Genomic DNA, 22,291 nt, shown 5'->3' with positions numbered 1-22,291 from the left:
GGGGATAAATCCTAAAGCTTATTTTATCATACTATTTTATTGAACTGCTATTATAGATGATTTTCATAATATTCTTTAAAAATAAAAAAACAGTGATCAGAATGGCACTATTTTCTGTGCTTCTTCTGTTCACTGGGGGTGATTTTCTTAATTCGTCGTTTCGATTGTTGTTAAATTTTTAAAGGTTTCAAGTACTTTTACATATCGATCCCTTGATTTAATGGGAATTCCTTTTTGTAGGTCTTCCTGCTGCTTTGATTCCAGTTTTTTTAGATCAATTTGGAAAAAAGACTGAATAATGTTTTCCTGAGCAGGTTTTCCATTATAAATGGTTAAAATCCCCTCGTCATTAATGCCAAAATATCCATTAGCCTTTAATAGTGGAGATATATCGTCGATTTCTTGTTTAAATACAAGCTCTTTACTTGTCATATCTACCAACTGCCATTTATCGTACTTTGACCAGAAATCTTCCATCGACCATACTGTTTCTTTTACCACTTCTTCGCTCACTTCTCCATCTAAATAAATCCTTTTCAACACCACTTCCAATTTCTTAGGATTTTCATTCAAAGAATGTGTGCTTCCACTCTTTCCATAAACTTGTCCAGTTGATGAAATGATTGTTATAAAACTGACAAGAAGAACAGCTGAAAATAAAAGGAATCTGGTTTTCATTATAACCACCTCTTCACATTACTCAAAACAGCTTCGTTATTTCCAAGGAAATAGGGTACTGTCAATCTAAAGTCTAGGTTTGAAATAACCTAACTCTCTATTATTCTCACCATAAATAATTTTTTCATTCCAAATTCATAGCAATCTTATTTTAATGTTCTATTTATCTGTTCAGCTTGATGTTTTATATTTTTGATTGTTAAACGAATTCCCTCCGAAAATGGTACACGAGAATGCCATTTCAGATCCATTTGTGCCTTCGTTGTTGATATTCTACTTTTCTCCCCTTCTTCTAACGAATGAAGTACATCTTCTTTTATAGAAGAATGAATAATGGAGACAACTTCCTTCATAGAATATATTTCCTTAGGACAAATATTATATACTTGATTCTCTCCATTATTTAAACTTGAGATAATTGCTTGAATGGCATCACTTATGTAAAGAAAGTGCTTCTTCTGTTCTCCATCATCAAATACGATAGGTGGACGATTTTCAATCACTTTTTTAATCGTTGATTCTATCATACTCTCTGTATTCATATGTTTGGAACTTGCTCCATAAATTATGGGAAAGCGTAAAATTGTAAAAGAAAGACCGTAAAGAGTGTGGTAGTTTTGTATATATTTCTCCTCAATCTTCTTAGAAAGCCCTTCAAAAAGTACAGGTTGCAAAAGCTTTTCTTCCGTTATAGCTCCTTCTATGTCCCCATAAACAGCAATCGTGGAGGGGAAGATGATTTTATGTACTTTTGCTTGCACACATGCTTCGAGCACTTCAATCGTACAAGCAATATTCTCTTCTGACTGTTCAAATGAATCCTTCATGCTGTTGGATGTTATGGCCTTGTTCGATAGATGGATAACGCAATCTACCTGGTTCTCCATCAGTATGTCGGCTAATTCCATCCCGTTTAAGAAAGTGTATACATCATTATGTACTAGAGTTGAAATTTCACTATGTTTCTGTTGCTTTCCAGCTACTATACAATAAACATTATTCTTTGAAAGTTGTTCCTTTAGAGCAGTTGCCATTTCACTCTCTTGTCCACCTGTAATTAACACTCTCACTTTGAATCCCTCCGCACTTTTTGCCTCTATGAAAAAATCGATTAATAAGTTCTTTATAACGAATAATTATTTCATTATAAAGCATAACTCTTTTCATTCGTAATATCAACAAATAAATTCATTATATAGAACAGTTTTATAAATATACACTTTTAACTTCTTAAAAAATGTCTTTTAAATCCATTATTTGTGATAAATCAAACCAATCAATTCGTTTCCAATAAAGAACATATGATAAAAAACTAACTTCGAATGGGGCGAACCTTTTCGAAGTTAGTTTTTTATTATCTGTTTTCTTTTGTCGGATTTAAGCGATTAAAGATATTTTCTATATTATTGTTAATCGTTTGCTGCGGTTGACCATTTTTTATTGAACGATTTATATCCTCAATGCTCGTAAATATTCCTCTATCTGTCACTACAGAAATATCTTTTCCATTTAAAGAATCATTTAACTTATCTTTTACTTTTGCTTTTGTCTGATCAACAATTTTCGTATCGTCTACTTCAAGTGCAACCAAAACGTTTTCTCCATAAACAATTGAACGTGCATTTTTTACATTATCCATTTTAGCAGCTGCATTTGATACCTTTTCAGCTAACTCTGTATCATATGAAACGCGATTATCTTGATTATCGTTATTTCTATTCTCTCTCGTAGTATTTTTATTGTTAACATTTTGGACACCAACACCATTTTTATTATCTTCATCCCCAAAGGTATGGTCCATCATTTCTGTAATTGGTCCGTCATTGTCTGTTGTAAAACTGTTATTATTGTTTACATCATGTTGTTCATTGGAGTAATATCCAATCGGTCTAGCATTATTGAGACGATTTTGATCTGCGGTTTGGTCATCGTTCACACCACAGCCAGCCAAGCCAAAAGTTACCGTTAAAAGAACTGGAGCAACTAACTTATTTTTATTCACAGTAATATTCTCCCCTTTATTTAATCTAGAGCAAGACGTTGCTCTTTTTTATCTTCTGCTCTTCGGAGAGAATCATACTGTAAAGTCTAGCCATTATAGAATTGCCCGATTATATATCTACAATTTGTCTTAGCTTTTGGTAAAATTTCTTTCTTTTTTCATACTGATCTGTTGTTAAGTCAAGCACTTGTTTTAATAAAAAGTCATTTGAAAGATGTTTGTTTCTGATTATTCTATTCCATTCTCTAAGAATATCTGTTGGATACATTAAAGCAATTAAAAACCATTCCTCTTTGAATAACTGAGAATATCCACTCATCTTTTGTAATTGTTGGAGGGACCAACCTATATTCGGCAAAATCCGATTAGCAAACTGCAAATAATCGCCAACTCTTGGACCAATACTAATTAAATCAAAATCAATTAGATATAGTTTATTATTAATGTCACGCATAAAATTATGGTGGGCTACATCCCCATGCAATATAACATTTGATTTTGTATGAAGATATTCATTATGCTCTTGTATATAAAGAAAGGAAATATTAGCCCATTCGAAAATTTCCTCCACGATTTCCATTTTCAAAAAATGCTCTATTATTGACTTATTACTTCGAAATTCCACTAACCGTTGTTCTAATTTTTTCATTAAATGAAAGGAAGGCAATATATATTTATAAATTTCTACAAGACGTTCTGTAACTGTATAATAGTGTTCTAATAATTGAAGGGCTTCCCTTCTATTGCCTTTACTACTATATGTAAAGGAATCTTTATGAGGAGAAATGTATTCAATCATACCAAACACCATCTCATCTATAATGATCGGTTCATCATCGAACACATAAAATTGGTACGTATGTGTGAAGCCCTCCTGTTTTAGCGCTCTTGTAAAAGCCTCTTGAATTTTTAATTTTTGATAGCTATTATATCCTTTTAAAATCATCCAAAATTGATTGGTTTTAACTAAGTATACCTCATTCCTAATTCTGCTTATTTCTAAAATCTTAGCAGGAATTTTTTTTTCTAATAAAGAAAGGAGACGATAATAAAAAGTATCGTCCCCTCTATGATAAAAATCATAAATCACTGCTTTCGTCCTCTTGGTATCTTGGCATTCCAAATGGAGTCCCTTGATTAACGCCATATGGATTCATATATGGCGGCTGCCCTATAGTAGGATTATACGGAGGGGTAAATACTGGTGCATTGCCTCCAGGTCCATAAACTGGCGGGACCATTTCTTGTGCAACTGGCTGCCCAATACTTGCTTCATAAGATGGAGAATCTCCAACTGGACTATTATTTTCTACCTGATAAGGCATTGGTGTATTCCCGCCCATACCTTGAGGATAAGGAGATTGCATCATTGGTCCCATTTCTGGGCTAAATCCTTGCGGCATTGGCGCCATTCCCATTCCTGGTGCATATCCTCCTACTATCGGTCTCATTTCTGGACCGAATCCTTGTGGCATTGCTGGCATTCCCATTCCTGGTGCATATCCTCCTGCCATCGGGCCCATTTCCGGGCTAAATCCTTGCGGCATTGCTGGCATTCCCATTCCTGGTGCATATCCTCCTGCCATCGGCCCCATTTCCGGGCTAAATCCTTGCGGCATTGCTGGCATTCCCATATCTGGTGCATATCCTCCTGCCATCGGTCCCATTTCTGGGCTAAATCCTTGTGGCATCGGCGCCATTCCCATTCCTGGTGCACCTCCTGCCATCGGTCCCATTTCTGGACTGAATCCTTGCGGCATTGGCGCCATTCCCATTCCTGGTGCATAACCTTGCCCCATTCCCTCTAATTGAAAACCTTCGCTTGCTGGAAACGCTGATTGTTGCGGGAATGATGGAGCACCACATCCACAATCCTCCTTATAAGGAAGGTTATAGGATGGTAATACTGGCGCTGTATGCGTAGGGGTAGGGACAAAGGGTTGATGTCCTAATCCGGCTATGTCTGAAGATTCTTTTTTATGGTGCTGATGTTCCACAGGCATTTGACCGTACTGCACTAATGGCTGTTGATAATAGTCAGGGGGCACATTACTGCCGTGTACCGGCGCTTCGCCATGTGTATAAGCAGAATAAGAAGATGAAGACTCTTCCCATTTATGCTTATCTGTAAAATCTACACCTGGTAGTGGCTTAGCTTGTGAACCTAGTTGTTCTACTGGTATTCCAGCTGGAGGGCATACTCCTGGAGGAAAACCGCTTCCTGGCATCATTGGAGAAACTTCATAACAATATGGCTGATAAGGCACAATAGGCGGACACTCATCTTGTTGAACTACTGGTTTTTCGGGTTTTACTGCCTTTATTGGCTTTACTGCCTTTTCTTTAGGTACTACTGGTGCAGGCTTTGGTGGCAAAACTACCTTTTCTTTCATGTCCACATCAACATCTACGTCCACATTCGTCATATTCATGGAATAATAATTAGTTACATCAATTTCTGGAATGATTGGCTTAGGCATTTTAGGAGTGTATGGTTTTTCCTTTGGCGCTTCTTTTTTCGGCATTTCCTTTTTGGGCATTTCTTTAATAGGCATTTCTTTTTTCGGTGCTTCCTTTACAATTGGCTCCATTGCTATCGGCATTTCTTTTTTTGTTCCCATAATAGGAGCTTCTTTCTTTATATTTCCTCCTGAAGTTGGAACTTTAATTTTCATGCCGGGCATAATCATATCTGTATTACTCAATTGGGAATTTAATGCTTTTAACTCTTCGAAATTCACCCCGTATTTTTTTGCGATTTTCCAAAGAGTATCCCCTTTCTGAACAATATGGATCTTCACTATAGATTCCCTCCTATGCATATGTCCATATAGTCTATGTTCACAATGCAAAATGGTTATCATTCTATTCAAAAATCTATGCGCTTTTTTTCAAATTATGTGTTTTAGCAACATAAAGATAGGAGATCCTTTGTCCTTCTTTTCAACTATATTTTTGTTACCAAGAACCTATCAAAAATCAAATTTATTTTATTCAATTTATAGAGACTTTTGATAAAATAGAAAGGAAAGAATATATAAACAAAATCCACCAATATATAAAGAAAAATTATTTTTAATCCTTTCTTTATTAAAAAGAGACTTTTCGCAAACGTTTTTGCTATTTTCTGCAGCCTGAATATAGCTAATTAATGGCATCTTATATATTTTGTCTGTTATTGTTTTTTGAACAATGCAATTCTTAATAAAACTCTAAACTATAGCAAGAGTATACGTATAACCTTTTACTAAAAAGAAAGAATCATTAAAGGAGAGATTAGATGACAGAATCAAAGAAAATGCTTGGAGAAGAAAGAAGAGCTTACATCCTTTCCTTATTAAAAGAAAATAATCGCCCTTATACCGGTAGCGAGCTTTCCAAATTGACGAATGTTAGCCGACAAATCATCGTCGGAGACATTACCCTTCTAAAAGCGAAAAACGAACCGATATTGGCTACTAGTCAAGGCTATTTATATTTACAGGAATCAAAACCATCTCTTTATGAGAGAATTATTGCTTGTAATCATCCTCCAGAGAAAACAGAAGAAGAATTAAATATCCTTGTTGATAATGGAGTAACGGTTAAAGATGTTAAAATTGAACATCCAGTCTATGGGGATTTAACAGCTTCTATTCTCGTTTCTAATCGAAAAGAAGTTAAGCAATTTATGAAGAAGATAAAGCATACAAACGCAGCCTATCTATCAGAATTAACTTCTGGTATCCATTTACATACCATTACTGCACCTTCTATTGACACATTGATAGAGGCAGAAGAGGCTTTACGCAAGGCACATTTTTTAATCAAAGAAGAGACTTAAAGAAGTTGAAAAAAGAGGCTAAGACATAAGTATTCCAGCTTAAAATAAACCCTAATGATTATACGAAGATGCCAATGAAAGGTTCGTATAATCATTAGGGTTTTTTTATTCGTTTAAAAAGGATGTTCCATGAAGTTTGTTGCTATTCCGCAGCCTGAATATACTTCGCTTGAGACCACTGAAAAACTGCAATATAATCATAATTGTTGGTGGCCGACTTTTAAATTCGGGTATTTCATTTGTTTTCCGAGGCGACAGCTTGCTTTCCATGGAGCGAGCGCCGAGCCGCGGTCTGCTTCCGCCTGCAGGGTCTCAGACTGTCTCGCTAATCCCACAGGAGGCTCAGGCTTCCTCCCCGCGAAAAGGAAGTGTCCGTAGCGCAATGGAACGAATTGTTTTTTACACTTGAATATATTTATAACCATAAATAACTAATATGAAAAAATAGTCTTTATTTAAGAGCTAAATTAGAGATTGTTCGTCTTTACAGATTGGCTATTTAGTTTTGTCCCAGCCTCTTTTTTTAGCCCTTCTCCTTTTATACTCAAAGCCTTCAATAGATTAATTTTATTTCTCTAAATTATAAAAGGGATAACTTCCAAGTATCTTTACTTCACAACCGATTGCTTCCAGTTCTGCGATCGCTCCAGGTATTAGAACATCGTCCATTTTTCTATCTAAATCAATAAGAAAGAAATAATTTCCTAAGCCGGTTTTAGTTGGTCTCGATTCAATTTTCACCAAGTTCAATTTTCTCCAAGCAAAAGCGGATAATACTTGATGTAAGGCACCAGAACGATCAGATGGCAAAGTGACCATTAAACTCGTTTTATAACCTGCCAAATTACTTGAAGGTGCCGTATAGCTTAGAGGGTTCTTTGAAAGAATTAAAAACCTTGTATGATTGTTATTGGAATCATGAATATGATGTCTCACTATTTCAAGCCCATATTCTTCAGCTGTTAGCGAATTTCCTATTGCTGCACCATTTATATTTGAGTTCTCCTTAACAAACTGAGCTGCTGCTGCTGTTGAGGTCATATACTCACAAACAATCCCGTTAAATTCTGTATGTAAAAATTTATGACATTGAGCAATTGCATGGGAATGACTATAAACAACATCAATTTCTCTCCATTTATCTTTACGAAGGGGATGAACCATTAAATGTTGTTTAATCGGAACGGTCACTTCTCCGCAGATAGGTAAAGATACTTCATGAATTAAATAATCTAGGGTGATATTGACAGAACCTTCTAATGTATTCTCAACCGGTACTAAAGCAACATCCACTTTGTCTTCCATAACAGCATCAAAGCAATTTGGAATCGTAAGAAATGGGATTGATTCAACACCAGGAAATTGCTGATTTACCGCCATATTTGTAAATGTTGCTTTTGGGCCTAAGTAACCTACTTTCACCTGTTTCTCCTCCAAAAAAATTATTTATTCTGAATTTATCTACTATAGAAGAAGAAAGACTTAAATAAGCCTTCTTCCTACAAGAACGCTAAAGCTATTCTAACCATTTTAGAAGTATTTAGCCTCCGGAGCTTAATACATCAACCTTTTCGACAAATTCAAGCATACGCAAACGCTCTAGCAACATATCAATAGAAATCTCCATTTCTGCTGTATTTAGAGATAATGTCACATTTGCTCTTCCTTGAAGCGGAATTGTTTGATGAATCGTAAGTACATTACATCCTCCAGAAGCAACCACACTTAATAGCTTGGATAAAGTTCCCGATCGATCTTCAATATAAAAGAATAATGTTATTAACTTCTCCTTCACGATTGTGTGAAAAGGAAAAATTGTATCTCGATATTTATAAAATGCACTTCGGCTTAAATCGACTTGCTTTACAGCTTCATGTACTGATTCTGCTTTTCCTCTTTCCAATAGTTCTTTCGCATCCAAGGTTTTTCGCATCGCTTCAGAAAGTACATCTTCTCTTACTAAAAAAAATTTCTGATCCAATTTACTATGTTTCATCTGCTCACCCCTCAAGGCATAACGGAAACTTCATTATGTATGATTAATATAAATTTCAATTTTTATCCATTATTAAAAAAGCTATTTTAAATATATTCATTCGTCTTTTCTGTAGAAAAACTCCCCTCCCGTCTAATCCATTCGACGAAAGGGAAGATCTTCTATTACCACTTTTAATGTTCTTAGGCTTATTTCGATTTATTAATCGATAAATTCAAATTCATACTCCATTAATTTTACTGTATCGCCATCTTTTGCACCACGTTGACGCAATGCTTCATCAATACCCATTCCGCGCATTTGGCGAGAGAATCTACGAACAGACTCATCACGGGAGAAATCTGTCATCTTAAAGAGTTTTTCAATTCCTTCACCAGATAGGACAAAGCTTCCATCTGGATCTCTTGTAATATAGAATTGTCTCTCATCGACTTCATGCTTGTACACAACACGGTGAATCCCTGCTTCTTCTTCCACTTCTTCTAATGGGAATTCTGATGTATTCTCTAATTTATCAGCAATAGCAAAAAGGAGTTCACGTAAACCAGATCTTGTTATCGCTGAAATAGGGAATATCGGATAGTCATCTTGCAGTTTCTCTCTAAACGCTTGTAAGTTTTCTTCTGCATCTGGCATATCCATTTTATTGGCAACAATAATTTGCGGTCTTTCTAATAAACGCATATTGTATTCTTGAAGCTCGTTATTAATTGTAACATAGTCTTCATATGGATCCCTGCCTTCTGTAGCAGCCATATCAATGACATGGACAATAACTCTTGTCCGTTCAATATGACGAAGGAATTGATGGCCTAATCCAACACCAGAGTGTGCTCCTTCAATCAGTCCTGGCAAATCTGCCATTACAAAGCTTCTGTTATCTTCTGTTTCCACCATTCCTAAATTAGGCGCAATCGTTGTAAAATGATAATCTGCAATTTTCGGTTTGGCTGCAGATACCACGGAAAGTAATGTAGATTTACCTACACTAGGAAAACCGACTAAACCAACATCTGCTAATACTTTTAACTCCAGTATAATATCTCTTTCTTGACCTGGCTCGCCATTTTCCGATAATTCAGGAGCTGGGTTAGATGGGCTTGCAAAGCGGGAGTTCCCTCTTCCCCCACGACCGCCTCGTGCAATAATCGCTTGTTGCCCATGTTCTGTTAAATCAGCGATCACTTCTTTCGTATTTGCATCTGATACGATTGTACCAGGTGGAACCTTTACAATCATATCCTTAGAATTACGCCCATGCTGATTTTTAGACATTCCATGCTCGCCACGCGGTGCCTTAAAATGACGTTGATAGCGGAAATCCATTAATGTCCGTAAACCTTCTTCCACTTCAAATACTACATTTGCTCCTTTACCGCCATCTCCACCAGCAGGTCCACCTTTAGGGACAAATTTTTCTCGGCGAAAGGCTACCATTCCATTTCCGCCGTCTCCGCCCTTCACATAAATCTTAACCTGATCCACAAACATAAATTCATTTCCTCCTATTAAGAAAAACATATGCAGCTTGCATGTTTAGTATAGAACATGAGAATATCTTATGATTTATTTTACTTGTAAAGCTTTAGGATATCCTATTTTCGAACTTACAGGCATTTACAGCTACTATTTTTCTATAACTCACAATTTTTCTTTTAAGTAATTTGACCGAATCTAATTGATTTTAGTCAACGAGTTCTTCTAATTATTTACCTGTTTTCTCTCTAATCATCCAGACTTCAAATACCAGCTCTTTATCACTAATTTCTATATTTTCCACCGCCAATTGTTTGGAAAACGGTTGTTGAAGAAATGGAATTATTGACTCTGCATTTAATAGCTGGCCGTTAAAATCAACATACAACCGAAGCCCTTCCACCATGGAATGAATGGAAATGAATAAGTGATTGTCTGCAAAAGGTTTACTATGCTGATTTAATGTCTGAAAAAACAAGGTTATCCATGGAGTAAGCGTTTCGTCTTCTGTTAATTGACATTTTTCTTCTGCCAACACTTCATATTCCAACCTAAAATAATAATTTTCCCAGTTTGCTATTAATAACTTTGTAGCAAATTGCGGTATATTAAGATTAGATAACTTAGCTTCTTGTTTTGTCTCTGTAATAATCTCATTTATTATTTCTTTTACTCGCTCTGGTTTATTTAAATCCAAATTCCCTTTAATTAATTGAATTTTATTTAGCCAATCATGGCGAACATGTCTTAAAAAATCTATCGTATTCCAGTCTTTATTCATTCTTGTACTCCTAAAAAGGTTATTAAGTCTTAGAAGACTGCTTTTAGTAAGTATAACAAAAAATGAATCATCTATGAACAAAAACGATAACTCGCTAAGCCTTGACGATTAACATTCGACTGATTTTAAAGTTTTTAATCGATGGGAATAGGAAGAAGCATACAACTCCTAGATATATAAAAACTCTAAACAGTAATTATAAAGAGAGCTATTTTGAATTAATTTGATAAAGAAATGTTGAAAACGAAGTGTATTAAGGCTGTGGTAACAACAAACTATACATAAGAGCCAAACTTTATCCTTTGTTAGCATACGAAAAAGCAATTGATTCCTCTCTCTATTTTTCAACACTTAGACAAAAAGCCCCTCCTGCTTTTTGTCTAAGTGTTGAAATCCTCCACAACTTATCTCTTGTATCAACATTCATTTTAGTTCAAGAAATCAATCCCTTAACAAACAGATAGGCTGACCCTATACGAGCCAGCCTATCTAATCATTAACTTATGCTTCTTGTGCTACTGGGTATACGCTAACTTGTTTGCGATCACGACCAAGACGCTCAAACTTAACGATTCCGTCAACTTTTGCGAATAGTGTATCATCGCCACCACGACCAACGTTTACTCCTGGATAGATTTTTGTACCGCGTTGACGGTAAAGAATGCTTCCACCAGTTACTAATTGACCATCTGCACGTTTAGCTCCTAAACGTTTAGAAATGGAGTCACGTCCGTTTTTAGTAGAACCTACCCCTTTTTTAGATGCAAAAAACTGAAGATCTAATCTTAACATTTCGTTCCACCTCCTATTTAATTATAAGTGATAGTTACGTATTTTCCATAGTCTCTTTCAATTGTTTCTAATGAAACAACCATTCCTTCTAAAAGAAGTTGAATTTTTTCTCTTGTTTCTTCCGGAATATTCTCAGGAATTGTACAAGAGATAAAACCTCCATCTTTTCCTTGCTTAATAATAGGTGTAATACCAGTAAGGGAAATAACGGCATTAATGCTTCCAAATGAAACAGCCGATACTCCTGCACATACTATATCATTCCCACTATTTGCAAAAAGGGCATGACCGCTAATGGTAAACGAATGAATGAGACCATCGTTTGATTTGTCAATCGTTACTTCAATCATACAAATTCAACCTTAAGCGTTAATCTTTTCGATAACAACTTTAGTGTAAGGTTGACGATGACCTTGCTTTTTATGATAATTTTTCTTCGCTTTGTATTTGAAAACGATGATTTTCTTTTGACGGCCTTGTTTTTCAACTTTAGCTGTAACAGTAGCTCCTTCAACAACTGGGCTTCCTACTTTTACATTTTCTCCGCCAACGAAAAGGACTTTATCAAAAGTAACCGTGTCACCAGCTTCACCGTTTAATTTCTCGATGTAGATAGCTTGACCTTCTTCAACTTTGATTTGTTTTCCGCCTGTTTCAATAATTGCGTACATTAAACTGCACCTCCTTAATAGACTAAGACTCGCCAATGACAGGCGTTTTGCTAAAGCAAAAGCTTCATTACCTGCTATGCGCGGTTGTAGAGCACGGGTGCTACAAACAACATTAAAATACTAACATGTTTACATGATACTGTCAATCATATTCTAATTAATCCCTGTTGAGTATTCATTTAACCATTCGGATAAAGTAGTCTGGCTTTGGAAATGGAGCTGCTTCTATCTTAATTGTAATACCTAATGCTTCTTCTAGCCGCTTTTTATGAACATTTCCTTCACCACTAAATATCTTAGTCACTTCTTCCGTTGCTTGTATCTCTACAAGAGCTATATCTTTATTTCGATATTCCCAGAGCTCTCTTTCTAGTTGAAATGCCATACTTTCAGCACTCTTTACAACGCCTGTACCTTCACAAGTCATACACTTGCTCTGTACCGTTTCAGATAAAGATTTCATGGTCTTTTTTCGCGTTAATTGTAATATCCCAAGCTCTGTAAATCCTACTACTCTTGATTGCCTATTATCCCTTTTTAATTCCTTAAGCATACTATCAATAATCTGCTTTTCTTCCGTTTTTCTCATGTCTATAAAATCAATTAAAATAATCCCAGAAATATCTCTTAGGGCAATTTGTCTTGCTACTTCTTTTGCAGCAAGCATATTTGTCTGAAAAACGGTTTGTTCTAGCTGATGCTTTCCTTCATATTTGCCTGTATTTACATCTATAATCGTCGCTGCCTCCGCCTGATCAATAATCAAATATGCACCATTGCTTAGCCAAACAACTCTTTTTAATGCTTTCTCTATTTCGGTATCAAGCTGATAATGTGTGAAAATATCCTCGTTTCCTTGATGGAAGGAAAATATTAAATGGGGAAATAATTCTTGCCAATGCTTCCTCTCTTCTAACCTATCGACTATCACTTCTCCCTCTTTCATTTGTTTAAACAGATAGAGTAGCTGTTTGTTAAACTCATTAGTCTCCTGTAAAAGCATGACTCTTTTCTGCATAGCTTTCTTTTCCAAGTCGCAATATTGCCGACGTAAAATTTCCAGTTCCTCTATTAGGTCCGCTTCCGAACAATTTGCTGCTGAAGTACGAAAAATTAGCCCTTCCTTCTCTGACTTGATGGTATCTCCAAAGCTTCTCAAATTTACTTGAGCAGCTTTGGAGTTTATTTTTTTAGATACAGCAACATATCGGCCATAAGGCATATATACTAGATTATCACCAGATATCTCAATAATGCCCGTTATTTTTGCTCCTTTGGGTCCTGCAGCATCTTTTATTACTTGAACTAGTACTCGTTCCCCTTGTTTAATATAAGAGGATACACTCTTCTTTTTTTTCTCTTCTAAAGTTCCCTCATCTCGAACAAAGGAAATCATTTTTTCTCTCGGTAAATACGCACCTTTTCCTTCTCCAATTTCAACAAATGCTGCATTCATCCCTGGAATCACCTTTGTCACTTGTCCTAAATAAATATTGCCAACAGTCGTTTTATATTGAGGCTGCTGGACATAAATTTTCTCTATCTTTCCATTTATCAGATAAGCAAATCTATTTTCTCTTGTTCTCATATTGACGATTACTTGGTTCAACATCATACATCCTCTTTTTATGGTTATCTTACTATTTTAGCTTAGATGAAATGTTTTAGTAAACTCATACATCTATTTAATGATGCTAACTTCCTTTCCGCTCAAATTTCGTTTACCTAAACACACTTATTAAAACAGAAACATCTGTAAACATTCTTTTTTATGTATACCTATAAAACAGCGATTATATCCTTTACCCTAGCAGTCACATTCTTTTCTTTAAAATAGACGTATAATAGCTCATTTTCATCCAGCATCGTATTATCCCCACTCTTTGCCTTTACAATAATCGGATGCTTACACCCTCTGTGAAATCGTTCTAAAACGTCCAACAGATGATCCTCTTCCTGAACTTCTAACGGCAGTAATTTTCGAAATTCATTTGTTTTTCCATAGTAACGTTCGAGTAAAAATCGCATAAATAAGAATCTTCTTTGTTTCCATTCATAAAAAATAGAAAAAAGTAAGAAACTTATGATAATCCAAGCATTTATATTTGTTGGCATCTTAATTAGGACTGTTATTAGAAAGATAAAAACCCCGAAAATGGAAAAATAAAGCGTCCATTTATGCGACTTAGGAAAGGAATTTTTTAAGGAAAATAAAAGAAACATTAGCTTACCGCCATCAAGCGGCCAGATGGGAAGTAAATTAAAGAAAAATATCATGATATTATATTGGGTGAATGTTTGATATAAGGAATCAGTAAGAATCTCTCCTTGCCATAAAAGAAAGCCTAGCCCTACTAGCCAAATATGCTGGATAGGTCCAGAAATAATGACAATTGCCTCCTCTAGCAATGGTCGATTTCCATGTTCATCCATTTCCGCCACTCCTCCAAATGGCAATAAAGATATTCTCTTTATTCTCCATGAAAAAAAAGCAGCAGCAAATGCATGACCTAATTCATGGATAAGGATGATCATAAACAATAAGCATAATTCATAAAAATGGGCAGTCATTACACCGATAGCAATGACAACCCATAATAGTGGATGAATATGGAGGCACTTAAAAACACCAAGGAACCTATTCAATTTCGATCACCTGTAAAGGATCGATAAAATCATCATTTTTCTTTATTGCAAAAAAGAATAAACCTAGTGCTTCATCTCCTTCATACCTTGAGGCACTTCCTACTTTTGTTCCTTTGTTAATATTTTCGTATAACTTTACATCCACTTCTTCTAAGTTTCCATACCATGATTCACTTTGGTCACTATGCTTAATGACAACTGTTTTCCCAAACCCTTCTTTCTCTCCTATAAAGGTTATTTGTCCTTCATTAAAAGATTGCACCGTTGTATCTGTTCCTGTTTCTATTGCGATTCTTTGTCCATTTTGCTCAAATTCCTCTAATACTTTACCAGATGCAGATAATGCATATTGCTGTAATTGCTCTGTATCTTGTACCTGTTCTTTTTGCTCTGGTAGAAATGCTAATGGTTTTCCAAATTTATCTTCATACCAATCTGTTACAACCATAAAGTTAAATTCCTGCGACATCACCTGTTTAAGCGAATTCTCTACTTTCGCAAGTTTTGCAGATGGATGATCTACAATGATTGCAACAGCAAGAAAAAGAACGGCTGCTCCTAGGATTTTTAACATGAATAAATCTTTCCGAAATAATGGATGTATCTTTGTTGGATAATTTTCCTCTTTACTTGTAAAAAGGTAGTCTTGGCTCTCCTCTTCATCTGACCATAACACTCGACTATCGATATTTTTTTCTATCCTCGCCCGTTCTTTTCTTCTTTTTTCAATTTTTTTTCTAACATCATCGTTTCTTGACCCCATTTACTCCTCTCCCCTACATACTTGTCCTTTTAATCCTATATTTATGTAACGATGAAACAAAGTATGCCTTTAATCAGGGTGTATGCATTACGAAAAGATAAGGAACTAATCCTCCTAATCTTAAAGTAAATAGGAAGGGTACAAAAAGCCCTGTAAAGCTGTAGAATGATTCTTCCGAACCAATATCTACGGCTTTACAGGGCTAATTTAAAAACAGAGCATATAGTCTAAGGGCTATAAGATTAAATCTTCCTTCATTATCCAATTAAAATAGATAAGAGCTTTATTCTCCGTAATCTTTGCTTACTTCTAATACGTCCTATTTTATGTACGTATGCCAGCAAAAAATCGACTAACCTAGTAGCTTTCCTATCTAGCACCAAAGAATGTCTTAATCTTTGCAAAGACACCTTTTGATTCTTCTTCCAAGTGTTGCAAGGGAACCGTTTCTCCTAAAATTCTTCTAGCAATATTGCGATAAGCAATGGCAGATTTACTATTTGGATTTAAAGCGATTGGCTCCCCATTGTTAGAAGCTCTGATGACAGCATCGTCATCTGCAACAATACCTAATAGATCAATGGACAGATGGCTTGTTACTTCATCAATATCTAGCATGTCCCCATTTTTCACCATATGATTTCTAATTCTATTAATAACAAGCATTGGTGGTTCCATTTGTTCTTCTTTTTCTAGTAATCCAATTACCCTATCTGCATCTCGTACAGAGGATACTTCAGGAGTAGTAACCACGATAGCTTTATCCGCACCAGCCACTGCATTTTGATATCCTTGTTCAATTCCTGCAGGGCAATCAATGATGACATAATCATAATCCTGCTTTAGGCGAAGAACTAACTCTCTCATTTGATTTGGTCGAACAGCTGTTTTATCACTCGTTTGTGCAGCAGGTAATAAATATAACAAATCATCAAATCTTTTATCTTTAACAAGTGCTTGATGAATTTTACATCTTTCTTCTACCACATCTACTAAATCATAAATGATTCGATTTTCTAATCCCATTACGACATCAAGATTTCGTAAGCCAATATCTGTATCTACTAAACAGACTTTTTTTCCTTGTAATGCAAGTGCTGTTCCAATGTTTGCAGAAGTGGTCGTCTTTCCAACTCCACCTTTACCTGATGTTATAACAATTGCCTCTCCCATCTTAATATCCTCCTTCCAATTTCACCAAATTTGGTCTTAAATGTGGTAATACTTGTAATCTATCTATCTTAATTACACTATTATTCACATATGCACATTCCATTTCTCTCGTATTTTCAGAAGAGGCATCCTTTACCTCTCTCTCGATAAAATGGCTAATGCGAATTTGCGTCGGTTTCATAATAGAAGCAGCGATGACCGCATCATCATTTCCATTATATCCAGCATGAGCTATTCCTTTTAACTGGCCCATGATATAGATATTGCCCCCAGCAATAACTTTCCCACCTGGATTTACATCTCCGATTAGCAATAAATCACCAGGAACTTCTAGAATTTGACCTGACCGCACAATACTGGTAATCGATTTCACTTCATTTTGTCTTAGCCAAGTTTCCGCTTCTTTCTTTGTAACTAAATTACTATTAATAGATTGAACGGATAGATTTTGTTTTTCCTGAATTAAATGAACAATTTCTTCTTTTTGTTCATCTGTTACATATCTATTTCCAAGCTCTACTGTCACTTTTATATCTCGTTTTTCATTATGCAGACTCGAGCTTTCATTTAATTTAAACTGGAGTTCTCTTAATAACTCTTCATATGAACAATTATCATTCAGATGTAGGCCCAGTCCATTCTTCGTTCCTTTAATTGTTACTAGCTGCCTTTTTTTCATATCAAGTTGTTCACCTCTGTAAGAAAAGCGTAAGCGTCTCCTTTCATCCCGTAACCACTAAAATACATAAAATACTTCTGTTTATGCTATTGTACAAACAGGATATAGTTTTAACCACATTAGGCAAATGGACGCAAATGCTCGATATCGTAATACTTATAAATCTCACTTTGCATAAAAAAGCGCAATCATCCTAATCAAATAATGTAGTGTTATCAAACCTGAATAAATATGGTGCACACATATTCAAGCTCACCTTTTCATTTGATAGATGGTTGACACTTTAGCTAGAGCATTTACTCTTTTCATAAATGCGTTTTAACATACAAAATATTTTCCCCTTACTTCTTGCCCTTTTAACAAGCGTCTTATCCAAATCCATACATAACATTAATTCTTAAGGACTTTAGAGCTCTATTCAATGGTTTCTAATTCCTATTTAATATCATTCGACAAACGTTTTTAAAATTCCTTTTCAAGCAAAATATATTTCTCAAAAATTAGTAATATGTAAGCGCCTTTTCTCAAATATGATGAAGAAACAGGAAAGACTGGTAGCATTTGTTGACGTGCAATCCTAAAAAAGGAAGACTTACAGGGTTGTCTGCTTGTGCTAGACACCGAATAGACTAAAGATAAGCTAAACTCTTTTTTAACCTTAAAGTGGAAGACAGTTCTTCAATCAAATAAATTTCAGATCGAGACACGAAATGTCCAACCTGAAATTTATTTCACTTCTAACTATATCATTCTTTTAGCTCTGCTGCATACTTCTCGAATAAACGTTTATATGGATATGCGACAATTACGATAAAAATAAGATTCAGCCCAAGAGAGGGAAAAAGTCTTAAATGAAGGAAGTTCGCAAAATCTATTGTTGTAAGATTTATAACTTTTATCACTTGATAAACAATTATTTCTAGCGCCGAGACAGCAAGCAAGCACATCACGGAAACAACCACAATATTGCTATGAAAAATTTTCATCAATTTATTAAAAATATAGATGATAAAAGGGAAAGCAAAAAAATAGATACCTAAAATTTCTGTATAAACAATATCAAAAAGTAATCCAAAAACAAAACCATAGATCACACCAACATTTCTATTTCCATAAACAGAAAAGAATAGAATGGTAATGAGGAGAAAATACGGAACGAATATCAAATTCCCTCCAAAAAGGTCTGTCGGTAATAATTCCAGAAAAACACTCTCTAATATAAACATAAATGAGATTAAGCAACCAATTAAAACTTTTCTCATTGTTCATCCTCTTCAGGGGATAAAGCTTCCCTATCTACTACCATTACATGCTCAATATCATAGAAATCCGCTGCTGGTTTAATGAACACTTTTTTCTGCAGACCATTTTCATCAGGCTCTACTTTTTCTACTGTTCCAATTGCTAAGTCTTTCGGAAAGACTCCACCCATTCCTGATGTCGTAACAAGCTGTCCTTTTTCCACTTTTAATCCGTTCGGGACTTCTTCCCATGTCATAATCAATTGCTTCGTCTCTTTATCATAATCAGCAATAATGCCAAAAACATCTGTTTTATCTTTATTCTCTTCTTCATCTTTTGGCTGAATAAAAGCTGAGATTCGATTAGCCGGATCTTCAGAGCTCAATAGTTGCACAGTAGCAGTATTTGGAGCGACTGATTTTATTTTCCCTATTAATCCAGCAGAAGTAATAACAGCCATATTTTTCTCTACGCCATCATTTTCCCCACGATTAATGGTAACTAGCTCCGTCCATTGCGATGGATTTCTGCGAATTACCGTTGCTTTCATTAGGGTATAATCGCTTAATGATTCTTTTTCTTCTAATGTTTCTTGCAATGCTTGGACATCTTTTTTGAGACCTTGAACCTGGTATTTAAGCTGAGCATTTTCCTCTAGCTTCGCCTTTAATTCCTTATTCTCTTCGTATGTATCCTTTAATGCTTTGACATTATCAACAAAACCCACCACAAAATGGGCAGGTCTGGAAACAAGGGTTTGAACCCAGCCGGTTGTATCTTTTACAAATTGCTCCGGCCAGGTTAATTTATTTCGGTCACTCAAAGAAAACCCTATTAATGCCACGAGAATAATGATGCTAACAAGCAAAATAATCAGGCGTTTATTCATAAAAAACTGTGGCATGCTTATACACCTCGAGTAAAATTATCGTGAATCTTTTGCTTTATTTTTGAATAAATGAATATGGTCTAAAGCTTTACCAGTTCCGATGGCAACACAATCCAATGGATCTTCTGCTATGACAACAGGCATACTCGTTTCTTCACTGATAATTTTATCAAGATTTCGAAGCAATGCTCCACCACCTGTTAAAACAATTCCGCGATCCATGATATCTGCTGCTAATTCTGGCGGTGTTTTTTCTAATGTTACTTTCACTGCATCTACAATCGCAGTGACTGTATCTTTTAATGCTCTAGCAATTTCATCTGCAGTAATTTTGATTGTTTTTGGTAGTCCTGTTAATAAATCTCTACCACGAATATCCATGTTTTCAATTTGGTCCGGATTTCCAGCACTTCCAATTTCCATTTTAATGCTTTCAGAAGTTCTTTCCCCAATCATTAAGTTATACGTTTTACGAATATAATTAACGATCGCATCATCCATTTCATCACCAGCAATTCGAATCGATTGGCTAGTAACAATACCACCAAGAGAAATAATGGCTACTTCTGTTGTACCACCACCGATATCCACTACCATGCTTCCTGTTGGCTCCCATACTGGAAGATTCGCCCCAATTGCAGCAGCAAATGGCTCTTCAATTGTATAAGCATCTCTTGCACCCGCTTGACGTGTTGCATCGATTACAGCTCTCTCTTCAACGGCTGTAATTCCTGAGGGTACACAAACCATTACATAAGGTTTGCCTGAGAAATAGCCCTTATTTTTAATCGCTTGCTTAATATAATATTTCATCATTGTTGCAGTTGTTTCATAATCAGCAATTACCCCGTCTTTCATAGGACGTAATGCAACAACATTCCCAGGCGTTCTACCGATCATATTCTTCGCATCGTTACCAACTGCTACAATACTCTTTGTATCTGTTTGTAGTGCAACTACAGAAGGCTCTCTTACTACAATTCCTTTTCCTTTTACATAAACTAGCGTGTTTGCTGTTCCTAAATCAATTCCAAGATCTCTTGTTCCAAAACCTAACATAAATGTATCTCCCTTTCTGAAACTAATGCAATATTATAAAGTAGGTAGATATTCTCCTCTTTGTAATTATCTTCTAATTGTTACATATCTATATTTTGTCATGATTAGACAGAAATAGCCAAAAAATCATAAAATATATTATAGCTTATATCTTCAAAAAAGAACAGCATCATACGTAGCCTTTTTCTTTTAAGCTGATAAATTTATTTTCCCCAATTATGATATGATCTAGCAAATCAATTCCAATAATTTTCCCGCATTCGACTAACCTTGTTGTAACTTCAATATCTTCTCTGCTTGGCGAAGGATCACCAGAGGGATGATTATGAAGACAGATAATCGATGCTGCAGATCTTCTAAATGCTTCCTTATATACTTCCCGGGGATGGACAATACTCGCATTTAAACTTCCAATAAAAACAACTTGCTTATGCATTACTTGGTTTTTAGTGTTTAAATATAAACAAACGAAATGTTCTTGCGTTAAAAATCTCATTTCATTCATCATATATTTGGCAGCATCTTCTGGAGAACGAATACAATATCTATCTGTGAATTCTAAATTGGAAACACGTCTACCTAACTCGATTGCTGCCATCAGTTGTATAGCTTTTGCTGTACCAATCCCTTTTATCGCTTTTAACTCATCAAGACTTGCATCCTTCAGTAAACGAAGTCCATCAAAATGGATTAAAAGCTTATTCGCTAATGTTAGAACAGATTCGTTTTTGGAACCTGTTTGAATCAATAAGGCGATTAATTCATGATTAGCCAAGCTCTCTGGTCCCTGTTTGATAAAACGTTCTCTCGGTCGTTCATCATCTGGAAAATCTCTTATTAACATAGAATCCATTTTTATTTGTTCCTCCCTTATCTGTCGATTTTGGGAAGAATAGAATAAGGGTCCATTGATTTTAATGAGGCATACTGAAGCCTTTTGCTTTTAATTCGCGTACTGTTCGAGAAATCGGAAGACCAACTACGGTGAAATAATCTCCTTTAATTTCTTTCACTAGTATTCTGCCTACTCCTTGAATTCCATACGCACCTGCTTTATCAAATGGTTCCCCGGTGTCTAAGTAATCGTGTATTTCTTCATCTATTAATTCCCAAAATAACACGTCCGTTTTTTCATAGAATGTAGAGCATATTCCATTTGCCATAATAGCGACACCAGTATATACAGAATGCGTTTTTCCTGAAAGCTGACTCAGCATTTGAGATGCTTCTTCCCTTGTACGAGGCTTTCCTAGTATGACACCATCTAGACATACTACCGTATCGGCACCTAGTATAAATGATTCTTTGTCATTAGAATAAACTGCTTCGACTTTTTTTCTCGCTAAATACATAACAATTTCTTCTGGGGCAAGAGTAGGATCAAAGCTTTCATCTACGTTACTACTGGATATAACAATTGGTATTTGGAGTTCTTCAAGGAGCTCTTTTCGTCGAGGAGAAGAAGAGGCCAATATGAGGGTTTGCTTTAACATTATTACACCTACCTACTTTTCAAATTGAGAGATACAAATTAATCCTATCAAAGAATGACAGGATACACAATTTTGAAACGTAATTTTTTATCGAATAGTAAATGAAATGTAATATGCCGAAATTTGTA

23 protein-coding genes and 1 other annotated feature are annotated in these 22,291 nt (G+C 35.5%); of the genes, 1 reads left to right on the top strand and 22 read right to left on the bottom strand.

The features are described 5' to 3' along the window. Positions 1–147: 147 nt before the first annotated feature. From ACTNDN_RS00445 to safA, 5 genes are all read right to left on the bottom strand, one after another. Complete coding sequence (locus ACTNDN_RS00445; protein ID WP_349204616.1) at positions 148–678, bottom strand: intercompartmental signaling factor BofC; 531 nt, start codon at positions 676–678, stop codon at positions 148–150. Between the two features lie 146 nt (positions 679–824). After that, positions 825–1,748, bottom strand: coding sequence for an NAD-dependent epimerase/dehydratase family protein (locus ACTNDN_RS00440; RefSeq protein ID WP_349204617.1), 924 nt, complete (start codon positions 1,746–1,748; stop codon positions 825–827). Between the two features lie 284 nt (positions 1,749–2,032). Then, positions 2,033–2,680 carry a YhcN/YlaJ family sporulation lipoprotein gene (locus ACTNDN_RS00435; RefSeq protein ID WP_031540631.1) on the bottom strand — a complete coding sequence of 216 codons (648 nt, stop codon included), beginning with the start codon at positions 2,678–2,680 and terminating at the stop codon, positions 2,033–2,035. Between the two features lie 109 nt (positions 2,681–2,789). Continuing rightward, positions 2,790–3,770, bottom strand: coding sequence for a phosphotransferase (locus ACTNDN_RS00430; protein ID WP_441130418.1), 981 nt, complete (start codon positions 3,768–3,770; stop codon positions 2,790–2,792). Beyond that, positions 3,760–5,481, bottom strand: coding sequence for a SafA/ExsA family spore coat assembly protein (safA, locus tag ACTNDN_RS00425; protein WP_441130416.1), 1,722 nt, complete (start codon positions 5,479–5,481; stop codon positions 3,760–3,762). Before safA ends, ACTNDN_RS00430 begins: the two co-directional genes overlap by 11 nt. 479 nt (positions 5,482–5,960) lie before the next feature. Here safA and ACTNDN_RS00420 point away from each other — a divergent pair, with 479 nt between their 5' ends. Next, positions 5,961–6,503, top strand: a complete 543-nt coding sequence (locus tag ACTNDN_RS00420) for a transcription repressor NadR (protein WP_031540635.1) — start codon at positions 5,961–5,963, stop codon at positions 6,501–6,503. 567 nt (positions 6,504–7,070) lie between these two features. On the opposite strand, the gene pheA is transcribed toward ACTNDN_RS00420, so the two are convergent. The 17 genes from pheA to ACTNDN_RS00335 form a co-directional block, all read right to left on the bottom strand. Further along, a complete protein-coding gene (gene pheA, locus ACTNDN_RS00415) occupies positions 7,071–7,925 on the bottom strand; it encodes a prephenate dehydratase (protein WP_031540636.1) in 855 nt (284 codons plus the stop codon). Between the two features lie 118 nt (positions 7,926–8,043). After that, positions 8,044–8,499, bottom strand: a complete 456-nt coding sequence (locus ACTNDN_RS00410) for an ACT domain-containing protein (RefSeq protein WP_031540637.1) — start codon at positions 8,497–8,499, stop codon at positions 8,044–8,046. A gap of 201 nt (positions 8,500–8,700) precedes the next feature. After that, complete coding sequence (gene obgE, locus ACTNDN_RS00405; protein WP_031540638.1) at positions 8,701–9,990, bottom strand: GTPase ObgE; 1,290 nt, start codon at positions 9,988–9,990, stop codon at positions 8,701–8,703. A gap of 214 nt (positions 9,991–10,204) precedes the next feature. Then, positions 10,205–10,756, bottom strand: coding sequence for a Spo0B C-terminal domain-containing protein (locus ACTNDN_RS00400; RefSeq protein ID WP_031540639.1), 552 nt, complete (start codon positions 10,754–10,756; stop codon positions 10,205–10,207). 501 nt (positions 10,757–11,257) lie between these two features. Then, complete coding sequence (gene rpmA / locus ACTNDN_RS00395; protein ID WP_016201696.1) at positions 11,258–11,548, bottom strand: 50S ribosomal protein L27; 291 nt, start codon at positions 11,546–11,548, stop codon at positions 11,258–11,260. Between the two features lie 17 nt (positions 11,549–11,565). Next, positions 11,566–11,898: a ribosomal-processing cysteine protease Prp gene (locus ACTNDN_RS00390; protein ID WP_031540640.1), complete on the bottom strand. Its 333-nt coding sequence runs from the start codon at positions 11,896–11,898 to the stop codon at positions 11,566–11,568. A gap of 12 nt (positions 11,899–11,910) precedes the next feature. Beyond that, on the bottom strand, positions 11,911–12,219 hold the full coding sequence (gene rplU, locus ACTNDN_RS00385; RefSeq protein ID WP_016201698.1) for a 50S ribosomal protein L21: 309 nt from the start codon (positions 12,217–12,219) through the stop codon (positions 11,911–11,913). A 15-nt stretch (positions 12,220–12,234) separates the two neighbouring features. Then, positions 12,235–12,315: a sequence feature (ribosomal protein L21 leader region), on the bottom strand. A 79-nt stretch (positions 12,316–12,394) separates the two neighbouring features. Beyond that, the gene (locus ACTNDN_RS00380; RefSeq protein ID WP_284561808.1) at positions 12,395–13,831 is read right to left on the bottom strand and encodes an Rne/Rng family ribonuclease; all 1,437 of its coding nucleotides are present in this window, start codon (positions 13,829–13,831) and stop codon (positions 12,395–12,397) included. A gap of 167 nt (positions 13,832–13,998) precedes the next feature. Then, positions 13,999–14,865, bottom strand: a complete 867-nt coding sequence (locus ACTNDN_RS00375; protein ID WP_031537103.1) for a M50 family metallopeptidase — start codon at positions 14,863–14,865, stop codon at positions 13,999–14,001. Continuing rightward, complete coding sequence (locus ACTNDN_RS00370; protein WP_031537102.1) at positions 14,858–15,628, bottom strand: M23 family metallopeptidase; 771 nt, start codon at positions 15,626–15,628, stop codon at positions 14,858–14,860. Before ACTNDN_RS00370 ends, ACTNDN_RS00375 begins: the two co-directional genes overlap by 8 nt. Before the next feature lie 369 nt (positions 15,629–15,997). Next, entirely contained in the window at positions 15,998–16,801 is an 804-nt protein-coding gene (gene minD, locus ACTNDN_RS00365) for a septum site-determining protein MinD (protein ID WP_031537101.1), read from the bottom strand. A 1-nt stretch (position 16,802) separates the two neighbouring features. Beyond that, complete coding sequence (minC, locus tag ACTNDN_RS00360; RefSeq protein WP_031537100.1) at positions 16,803–17,480, bottom strand: septum site-determining protein MinC; 678 nt, start codon at positions 17,478–17,480, stop codon at positions 16,803–16,805. Positions 17,481–18,226: 746 nt separating this feature from the next. Then, positions 18,227–18,742 carry a rod shape-determining protein MreD gene (gene mreD, locus ACTNDN_RS00355; protein WP_031537099.1) on the bottom strand — a complete coding sequence of 172 codons (516 nt, stop codon included), beginning with the start codon at positions 18,740–18,742 and terminating at the stop codon, positions 18,227–18,229. After that, entirely contained in the window at positions 18,739–19,626 is an 888-nt protein-coding gene (gene mreC / locus ACTNDN_RS00350; RefSeq protein WP_031537098.1) for a rod shape-determining protein MreC, read from the bottom strand. Before mreC ends, mreD begins: the two co-directional genes overlap by 4 nt. A 21-nt stretch (positions 19,627–19,647) precedes the next feature. Continuing rightward, positions 19,648–20,670: a rod shape-determining protein gene (locus ACTNDN_RS00345; RefSeq protein WP_441130410.1), complete on the bottom strand. Its 1,023-nt coding sequence runs from the start codon at positions 20,668–20,670 to the stop codon at positions 19,648–19,650. A 169-nt stretch (positions 20,671–20,839) separates the two neighbouring features. Further along, complete coding sequence (gene radC / locus ACTNDN_RS00340) at positions 20,840–21,514, bottom strand: RadC family protein (protein ID WP_441130565.1); 675 nt, start codon at positions 21,512–21,514, stop codon at positions 20,840–20,842. Positions 21,515–21,584: 70 nt separating this feature from the next. After that, complete coding sequence (locus ACTNDN_RS00335) at positions 21,585–22,163, bottom strand: Maf family protein (RefSeq protein WP_031537095.1); 579 nt, start codon at positions 22,161–22,163, stop codon at positions 21,585–21,587. Positions 22,164–22,291 lie beyond the last annotated feature (128 nt).

This window comes from Niallia sp. HCP3S3_B10 (assembly GCF_052064465.1).
Classification (GTDB): domain Bacteria; phylum Bacillota; class Bacilli; order Bacillales; family Cytobacillaceae; genus Niallia; species Niallia hominis.
This window is presented reverse-complemented; position numbering and strand designations above follow the sequence as displayed.

Excerpts from the sequence above, each read along its gene's own strand:
- obgE (WP_031540638.1), bottom strand. The coding sequence starts at position 9,990 with ATGTTTGTGGATCAGGTTAAGATTTATGTGAAGGGCGGAGACGGCGGA.
- ACTNDN_RS00445 (WP_349204616.1), bottom strand. The coding sequence starts at position 678 with ATGAAAACCAGATTCCTTTTATTTTCAGCTGTTCTTCTTGTCAGTTTT.
- mreD (WP_031537099.1), bottom strand. The coding sequence starts at position 18,742 with ATGAGAAAAGTTTTAATTGGTTGCTTAATCTCATTTATGTTTATATTA.
- rpmA (WP_016201696.1), bottom strand. The coding sequence starts at position 11,548 with ATGTTAAGATTAGATCTTCAGTTTTTTGCATCTAAAAAAGGGGTAGGT.
- minD (WP_031537101.1), bottom strand. The coding sequence starts at position 16,801 with ATGGGAGAGGCAATTGTTATAACATCAGGTAAAGGTGGAGTTGGAAAG.
- rplU (WP_016201698.1), bottom strand. The coding sequence starts at position 12,219 with ATGTACGCAATTATTGAAACAGGCGGAAAACAAATCAAAGTTGAAGAA.
- radC (WP_441130565.1), bottom strand. The coding sequence starts at position 21,514 with ATGTTAATAAGAGATTTTCCAGATGATGAACGACCGAGAGAACGTTTT.
- mreC (WP_031537098.1), bottom strand. The coding sequence starts at position 19,626 with ATGCCACAGTTTTTTATGAATAAACGCCTGATTATTTTGCTTGTTAGC.
- ACTNDN_RS00335 (WP_031537095.1), bottom strand. The coding sequence starts at position 22,163 with ATGTTAAAGCAAACCCTCATATTGGCCTCTTCTTCTCCTCGACGAAAA.
- ACTNDN_RS00390 (WP_031540640.1), bottom strand. The coding sequence starts at position 11,898 with ATGATTGAAGTAACGATTGACAAATCAAACGATGGTCTCATTCATTCG.
- ACTNDN_RS00370 (WP_031537102.1), bottom strand. The coding sequence starts at position 15,628 with ATGGGGTCAAGAAACGATGATGTTAGAAAAAAAATTGAAAAAAGAAGA.
- minC (WP_031537100.1), bottom strand. The coding sequence starts at position 17,480 with ATGAAAAAAAGGCAGCTAGTAACAATTAAAGGAACGAAGAATGGACTG.
- ACTNDN_RS00410 (WP_031540637.1), bottom strand. The coding sequence starts at position 8,499 with ATGAAACATAGTAAATTGGATCAGAAATTTTTTTTAGTAAGAGAAGAT.
- ACTNDN_RS00400 (WP_031540639.1), bottom strand. The coding sequence starts at position 10,756 with ATGAATAAAGACTGGAATACGATAGATTTTTTAAGACATGTTCGCCAT.
- ACTNDN_RS00345 (WP_441130410.1), bottom strand. The coding sequence starts at position 20,670 with ATGTTAGGTTTTGGAACAAGAGATCTTGGAATTGATTTAGGAACAGCA.
- ACTNDN_RS00380 (WP_284561808.1), bottom strand. The coding sequence starts at position 13,831 with ATGTTGAACCAAGTAATCGTCAATATGAGAACAAGAGAAAATAGATTT.
- ACTNDN_RS00420 (WP_031540635.1), top strand. The coding sequence starts at position 5,961 with ATGACAGAATCAAAGAAAATGCTTGGAGAAGAAAGAAGAGCTTACATC.